The following is a 5,166-nucleotide window of genomic DNA, read 5'->3' as shown; positions in this document are numbered from 1 at the left end:
GGCAGGTCGCCGCGCTGGCCTCCGCCGGCGTCGCGGCGACCTGCCTGACCGGTTGCGAACACCGGTACGAGGCGAAGCCCGAGGCGCCGGAGGAACCCGTCGAACTGGGGCCGGCCGACGAGGTCCCGGTGGGCGGCGCCCGGCTGTACGAACGGGCCCGGTTGCTGGTCAGCCGCCCCGAGGAGGACACCTTCCTCGCCTGGAGCGCGGTCTGCACCCACCTGGGGTGCCTGGTCTCCCCGCCGGAGGGCACCGTCGCCGAGTGTCCCTGCCACAACAGCCGCTTCGACACCGCGGACGGCGGCCGGCCGCTGGCCGGTCCGGCTTACGAGCCGCTGCTCTCCGTGCCGGTACGGGTGAACGACGAGGGCGTGCTGGTCGCCGGCGAGCCCTCCTGAGCCCCGATCGGGGGCCTCACGCCCTCCGATCCCCCTTCCGCTCGACGTCTTCGGAGTGACTCCTCCCCCTGTCGCGCACTCTCCGCCACCCACCGGTCACCCCGCGGATACCCTCCCGTGGGTGCTCGCTCTCCCACCGGTGGCCCGGGTGTCGCCTCCACGTCGTCCGCCGGTCGCGTGACCCCGCCACGCTGGTGCGGGACACGCGGCCCGGTGGGGCTCTATCCTCCCCAAAGCCGCGCTTCACCAGCCGTCGAACCCGCCCGTCACCCGGGTGCCGTACCGGGGCGGGCGGACGACCCCGCGCGACCAGGAGGGGCTCCACCGTGCACGACCGCGCCCGACGACGCGGAGCTCGCCCGCGCTCGTTGCTGACCGCCGCCGCCTTCACCGCCCTCGCCCTCGGGCTCTTGCCCTCCGGGCTTCCCGCCGAACTCACCGTGTCCGCCGCCGCCGACGCACCCCGGACCTCCGGTGGCGCACCGGCGGTGCTGCCCGCCTCCCCACCGGTGGTCCCCGGTGCCCGGCTCACCGGGATACAGGCCGCCCAGCCCGACGGCACGGCCTCGGTGTTCGTCCTGACCCTGGATCTCACCGAGGATCTGCGGGTCGATTACCTCGGTGCGCCCCGGGTGGCGGGGACCGCCCCTCTGGAGGATCTGGTGGCCGTGCACGACCCGGGTGCCGACCGGGTGACCGTGGCCGCCGTCAACGCCGACTTCTTCGACATCAGCCGAACCGGCGCTCCCCTCGGTGCCGGGGTTCGGGAGGGAGAGCTGTTGCACTCCGCGAGCCCGGGACGCCGCGAGGCCGTGGGCTTCGACCACGACGGCGCCGGCCGGATGATCGAGGTCCTCTTCGAGGGGAAGGCGATCACGGCCCGGGGTGTGCTGCCCCTGAACGGCTACAACGCGGCCCGCCTGCCGGTGGACGGCATCGGCCTCTACGGGCCGGAGTGGGGCCCGGTCAACCGGTCACCGGTGGTGGAACGCTCGCAGGACGTCGTCGAGGTGGAGTTCCGCGACGGTCTGGTCACCGCGGTGAACGAGGGAGCCGGGGAGGGTCCGATCCCCGACGGCGGTGGGCTGCTCATGGGGCGGGGCGCCGGGGCCGAGGCACTGGGTTCCCTGGTGGTGGGGGAATCCGTGGCGCCGGTGTTCTCCGCCCGGACCTCCGAGGGCGGTCCGCTGCCGCGCACGGTGGTGGGCGGCCAGGAGCCGCTGGTGGTGGGCGGGGTCCCGCTGAACTGGGACGGCGCCCCCAACAATGTGACCGCGCCGCGCACCGCCGTGGGTTTCTCCGCCGACGGTACCGAGATGTACCTGGTGACGGTGGACGGCCGGCAGGAGCACACCGTGGGCATGACCCTGACGGCGTTGGCCTCCTTCATGGCGGAGCTGGGCGCCCGGGAGGCGCTGAACCTGGACGGCGGCGGTTCGACCACCCTCCTGGCCCGGGCGCCGGGCGCGGCCTCCGTCCGGGTGGTCAACATGCCCTCCGGCGGGGCGCAGCGGCCGGTACCCAACGGATTGGCGATCACCGCGCCGAACGGCGGGGGCGCGCCTCCCGGCATCCGGGTCGAGACGGTGTCGGTCGGGGAGGACGGCGGCTCCGTGGAACGGGAGGAGAGCCCGGAGGTCGCGGCCGTGGCGGCCCGCTGATCGCACCCGCCCCGGACGCCGACGCGGGGCGGACACCGATACGGTGTCCGCCCCGCGTCGGCGTCCGGGGCGATATCACAGGTGCGGGGTGATGGCGGGCAGCAGCTGGCCGGAGACCCGGCCGTTGGCCGGGGCGCCGATGGCGGTCATGGACCAGCCGTTCCCGACGCGCTGCACCTTGGCCATGACCTGTCCGGTGAAGGGGCCGCCGCCGGTGAGGGTGTAGCGGGCCATCTCCTCACCGGAGGAGTCGTCCACCAGACGGCAGAAGGCTGCCTCCACCTCGGCGAAGGTCTGACCGGTGTAGGAGTTGACGGTGAAGACGATCTGGTCGACCTGCGGCGGCACCGAGGTGAGGTCCACCCAGATGACCTCGTCGTCCCCGCCGGCGCCGGAACCACCGGTGAGATTGTCCCCGCCGTGGCGCACCGAACCGCAACCGCTGGCCAGCTTGCGGAAGGAGACCTCGTCCACCAACTGCCCGTTGGAGAAGAGCATGGCGGACGCGTCGAGGTCGATCTCCTTGGTGCCGAAGAACTTGCTCAGCCCTCTGCGCTGGATCGCCTTCCACCCCAGCCCCATGCGCACCCGGGTCAGCCCGCCCCCGGCCTTCTCCAGGCTGATCGCCTGCCCCTTGCTGAGATTGACGGCCATGTCGCGTTCCCCTTCCGCCGTGTGGCCGCGCGCCCGCGCGGCGGATCCACCGGGCCCCACCGGCCCTTTTCCCTCACCCTACTGGAGGGGGTTTCCCTACTTCAGACCCGCTTCCCGCATCTGGCGCAGCTCCTTCTTCAGCTCGGAGACCTCGTCGCGCAGGCGGGCCGCGATCTCGAACTGCAATTCCGCGGCGGCCGATCGCATGCGCTCCGTCAGGTCCTCGATGGTGCGGGCCAGTTCGGCGGCGGGGCGGTCGGTGAGGTCACCGGCGCGTTCGGCCGAGTAGGCGGCACCGGGGGCGGTCTCCCGGGCGGGAGCGGGGGCCCGGCCGGCGCCCTGCCCCCGGTAGCCGGTCTCCAGCAGGTCGCGGGTGTCGACCTCCTCGCGGGCGATGGCGGAGACGATGTCGCCGATTTTCTTGCGCAGCGGCTGCGGGTCGATGCCCCGGGCCTCGTTGTAGGCGATCTGCCTGGCCCGGCGGCGGTTGGTCTCCTCGATGGCCCGCTCCATGGCCGGGGTGATCCGGTCGGCGTACATGTGGACCTGGCCGGAGACGTTGCGCGCCGCGCGGCCGATGGTCTGGATGAGAGAGGTGCCCGAGCGCAGGAAACCCTCCTTGTCGGCGTCCAGGATGGAGACCAGGGAGACCTCCGGGAGGTCCAGGCCCTCCCGCAGGAGGTTGATACCCACCAGCACGTCGTACTCGCCCGCCCGCAGTTCGCGCAGCAACTCCACCCGGCGCAGGGTGTCCACGTCGCTGTGCAGGTAGCGCACCGCAATGCCCAACTCGGTGAAGTAGGCGGTCAGGTCCTCGGCCATCTTCTTGGTCAGGGTGGTCACCAGCACCCGTTCGTCGCGCTCGGTGCGGGTGCGGATCTCGTGCACCAGGTCGTCGATCTGTCCCTCGGTGGACTTGACGACCACCTCGGGGTCGACCAGGCCGGTGGGGCGGATGATCTGCTCCACCACGCCGTCGGAGCGGGAGAGCTCGTAGGGGCCGGGGGTGGCCGAGAGGTAGACCGTCTGGCCGACGCGGTCCAGGAACTCCTCCCATTTCAACGGGCGGTTGTCCATCGCCGAGGGCAACCGGAAGCCGTGGTCGACCAGGGTGCGCTTGCGGGAGGCGTCACCCTCGTACATCGCGCCGATCTGCGGCACGGTGACGTGCGACTCGTCGATGACCAGCAGGAAGTCCTCGGGGAAGTAGTCCAGGAGGGTGTGCGGCGCCGACCCGGTGGGACGGCCGTCGATGTGCAGCGAGTAGTTCTCGATGCCGGAGCAGGTGCCGATCTGCCGCATCATCTCGATGTCGTAGGTGGTGCGCATCCGCAGCCGTTGGGCCTCCAGGAGCCTGCCGCCGCGTTCCAGTTCGTCGAGGCGCCCCTCCAGCTCGGCCTCGATGCCCGCGATCGCCTTCTCCATCCGCTCCGGGCCGGCGACGTAGTGGGAGGCGGGGAAGACGTACAGCCGCTCGTCGGAGGAGATCACCTCGCCGGTCAGCGGGTGGAGGGTGGACAGGGCCTCGATCTCGTCGCCGAACATCTCGATGCGGACGGCCAGCTCCTCGTAGACCGGGAAGATCTCGATGGTGTCGCCGCGCACCCGGAAGGTGCCCCGGGTGAAGGAGATGTCGTTGCGGGTGTACTGGATGTCGACGAAGCGGCGCAGCAGGGCGTCGCGGTCGATCTCCTCGCCGACCCTCAGCTTCACCATGCGGTCCACGTACTCCTGCGGGGTGCCCAGGCCGTAGATGCAGGAGACGGAGGCGACGACCACCACGTCGCGACGGGTGAGCAGGGAGTTCGTCGCGCTGTGGCGCAGGCGCTCGACCTCCTCGTTGATCGAGGAGTCCTTCTCGATGTAGGTGTCGGTCTGCGGGACGTACGCCTCGGGCTGGTAGTAGTCGTAGTAGGAGACGAAGTACTCCACCGCGTTGTTCGGCAGCAGTTCGCGGAACTCGTTGGCCAGCTGGGCTGCCAGGGTCTTGTTCGGCGCCATGACCAGGGTGGGCCGCTGCAACCGCTCGATCATCCAGGCGGTGGTGGCGGATTTCCCGGTACCGGTCGCGCCGAGCAGGACGACGTCCTTCTCCCCTCCCCCGATCCGGCGCTCCAGGTCGTCGATGGCGGCGGGCTGATCGCCGCTGGGCGAGTAGGGGCTGACGACCTCGAAGGGCGCCACGGTGCGTTCGATGTGGGAGACGGGCCGCATGGCCTCCACGGTACGACCCGCCACCGACAAACGCCCCGCCGGCGCCCCTCGCCCCCGGGGGCCGGTGGGCGAGCGAAAAGCAGGCCGATCTGTGATCATCTGATCACTCCCGGTCGCTCCGGTTCGTCATGCCCCGTTCCCCGAGCGGTCACGTGCCGGGGGCCGGGCGTCCTCACCGTCCGGGAAGTGATCCCGGAGATCGGGGTAGACGCACCCGCGGCCCCCGCGCCGTCGCCACC

4 protein-coding genes are annotated in these 5,166 nt (G+C 71.7%); 2 read left to right on the top strand and 2 right to left on the bottom strand.

Going from position 1 to position 5,166, the window contains the following annotated elements:
• A partial coding sequence (locus tag FNQ90_RS12075; protein WP_182606379.1) for a QcrA and Rieske domain-containing protein occupies positions 1–398 on the top strand: 398 nt, incomplete at its 5' end.
• Positions 399–724: 326 nt separating this feature from the next.
• Positions 725–2,059, top strand: a complete 1,335-nt coding sequence (locus FNQ90_RS28450; RefSeq protein ID WP_182606378.1) for a phosphodiester glycosidase family protein — start codon at positions 725–727, stop codon at positions 2,057–2,059.
• Positions 2,060–2,134: 75 nt separating this feature from the next.
• On the opposite strand, the gene FNQ90_RS12065 is transcribed toward FNQ90_RS28450, so the two are convergent.
• Positions 2,135–2,713, bottom strand: a complete 579-nt coding sequence (locus FNQ90_RS12065) for a TerD family protein (protein WP_182606377.1) — start codon at positions 2,711–2,713, stop codon at positions 2,135–2,137.
• Positions 2,714–2,809: 96 nt separating this feature from the next.
• Positions 2,810–4,927, bottom strand: a complete 2,118-nt coding sequence (gene uvrB / locus FNQ90_RS12060; protein ID WP_182606376.1) for an excinuclease ABC subunit UvrB — start codon at positions 4,925–4,927, stop codon at positions 2,810–2,812.
• Positions 4,928–5,166: the final 239 nt, after the last annotated feature.

It is taken from the genome of Streptomyces alkaliphilus, from assembly GCF_014141535.1.
Lineage (GTDB): Bacteria > Actinomycetota > Actinomycetes > Streptomycetales > Streptomycetaceae > Streptomyces > Streptomyces alkaliphilus.
Note: the sequence above shows the minus strand (reverse complement) of the source record. Positions and strands in the feature narration are given on the sequence as shown.